This window comes from Thauera phenylacetica B4P (genome assembly GCF_000310225.1).
Taxonomy (GTDB): Bacteria; Pseudomonadota; Gammaproteobacteria; order Burkholderiales; family Rhodocyclaceae; genus Thauera; species Thauera phenylacetica.
In genome coordinates, this window is record NZ_AMXF01000373.1 from 1 (window position 1) to 2,538 (window position 2,538).

Annotated in this window: 1 protein-coding gene; it reads right to left on the reverse strand. The window is 74.4% G+C overall.

Features of this window, described 5'->3' with window-relative positions:
* Positions 1 to 123 precede the first annotated feature (123 nt).
* A partial coding sequence (locus C667_RS22100; RefSeq protein ID WP_039922769.1) for a DUF3320 domain-containing protein occupies positions 124 to 2,538 on the reverse strand: 2,415 nt, incomplete at its 5' end.

A 2,538-nucleotide genomic window follows, 5' to 3' on the forward strand; every position in this document is an offset into this window, starting at 1 on the left:
GTCGCGCGTGCGGGGCGTTTCCGCGCCCGACGCGGCTGCACGATCCGCCGCGCCCTGTAGGAGCGGCGGCAGCCGCGAATTCGGCGGTCGATCGACTGGGGAGATACGGCGGGTGCGATGCCCCTATTCCACCGCTTGCCGGATGGCCTCCGCAAGTTCCGGGCCGAGGCGTTGGAAGCCGAGCAGGCGGGCGGTGGCGCGGACGAGCTCGTCGGGGGCGATCGCGCCGCTTTCGGCGCGGATGAGCGCGGCGGCCGCGGCGATCTCGACGGGGGGCAGGCTGGCGGCCTTGAGCAGGCTGCCGGTCTCGGCGCTGCGGTCGCGCACGGGAGGGGATTCGGCCTGGGCGGGGGTCATCACGAAGTCGCCGGCGCGCACCAGCCCGGCCGGATGGCGCAGGGCGAGGCCGACCGCGTGCTCGACGGCGGCGGCGATGCGCTTGCCCACGCGTGCGCGGCCGAAGGCGGTGGTGATGCGGCGGGCGAGCTCGTCGAGGTGGATCGGGCCTTCGACGGCGACGATCTCGGCGACCAGCCCGGCGAGCTGGGTGGCGGGCGCCTCGTGCGGCTCGAGGCTGGAGTGCACCGCCGGCGCCGCGCGCACATAGGCCGGGGCGACGAGCGCGAGGTGGTCGAGCGCGAAGGACGCATCGCCGTCGGGGGATACGGGTGGAGGGAGGTTCGGGTGTCCCTGCGCGGCATCTGCGGTGGCGGCGTCGCGCGTCATGGCGTGTGTCCCGGCGAGGGAGTCGTCCCGGCGGCCGTCCAGTTGTCCTTCGCGCGCCTCGCCGCGGGCGGCGACCCGTGCTTCGCCATGAGGCTGGGCTCGGCCCGCGCCATGGTTCGCCCCGCGCACCCGGATGCCGTTCGCGGTGGCGGCGCGCGCGGCCTCCAGCGCGCTGCGCAGGCGCTCGATCTCGCGCGCGCGGTGGTGGAACCAGTCGGTGCTCCAGATGCGGTGGAAGCGCCAGCCGAGGTTCTCCAGGATGTCCTGGCGCAGGCGGTCGCGCTCGCGCGCCCAGATCGCGCGGTGGTAGGCGGCGCCGTCGCACTCGACCGCCACCAGATATTGCCCGGGGCGCTCGGGGTGGCGCACGCCGACGTCGATGCGAAAGCCCGCCGTGCCGACCTGCGGGTCGGCGAGGTAGCCGAGCGCGCGGATCGCCGCGGCGACGTCCTCCTCGAAGGGGCTGTCGGCGCCCAGGCCGGTGGCGACGCGCTCGTCCAGGATGCCGCTCTGGGCGAACTCCAGGAAGCGCTTGAGCACCCGCGGCCCCTCGCGGCTGACGCGCCCGGGGTCGATGTCGCCCGGCTCGAAGGACGCGAACACCTCGCAGCGCACCCGCGCGCGCGAGAACAGCACGTTCAGCCGGCGCTCGCCGCCTTCGCCGTTGATCGGCCCGAAGGTCATCGCCTCGAGGCGGCCGCCGGCCTGTTGCGGGCCGTAGCCGACCGAGATCAGGATCACGTCGCGCTCGTCGCCCTGCACGTTCTCGATGTTCTTCACGAAGACGTCCTCGGCGCCGCCCTCGCGCAGCAGCGCGTCGAGCACCGGGTCGCGGCGGCGCTCGAGCTCGAGCACCTCGGTGAGCATGTCGGCCTGCGCCTTGGAGAAGGCGACCACGCCGAGCGAGAGCTCGGGCCAGGCGCGCGCGTGCTCGGCCATCGCCCGCACCACCGCCTCGGCCTCGATGCGGTTGGTGCCCTGGCGGCCGAGCCCGCTGCCGCCGCGCGCATACACCCCGGGGACGCGGCGGAACTTGAGCCCGTAGTCGGGATCGAGCTGCAGCGGCGAGGGCGGCAGCACCAGGCGGTCGCCGTAGAACTCGGCGTTCGACACCCGGATCAGCGAGGGCGCGCGCGAGCGGTAGTGCCATTCGAGCATGCGCTGACGCAGGCCGCGCGCCTCGCACAGCGACAGGATGCTCTCCATGTCGGCCGCGGTGGCGCCGGCCGGCAGGGCGTCGTCCTCGTCGAAGTCGTTGTCGGCGTCGTCGTCGGCGAGGCGGTCGAAGAAGGAGGTCGGCGGGAGCTGCTTCTGGTCGCCCACGACGACGATCTGGCGTGCGCGCGCGATCACCCCGAGCGCGTCCTCGGGGCGGATCTGCGAGGCCTCGTCGATCACCAGCAGGTCGAAGGCGACGCTGCCGGGCGGGAGGAACTGCGCGACCGAGATCGGGCTCATCAGCATCACCGGCTTGATGCGCTGCACCATGGCGCCGGCGTTCTTCATCACCCAGCGCACCGGCTTGTGGCCGCGCTTGCGCCCGATCTCGCCGCGGATCACGCCCATCTCGCCCACGGTGCCGCGCGGCATCTGCTCGAAGTGGCGCGACAGGACGAGCTTGCGCGTGGCCTCGAGGCGCTCCTTCTCGAGCGTGCGGAAGAGCCCCACGAGCGCGTGGCGGTCGAGCGCGGGCAGGGCGTCGAGCTCGGGGCGGGCGCGGCGGGCGGCGTTCCAGCGCGCCTCGGCGCAGGCGTAGCGGAACTCCTCGGTCGCGCGCGCGGCCTCTAGGCGGCCGACGCGCAGGGCGTGCAC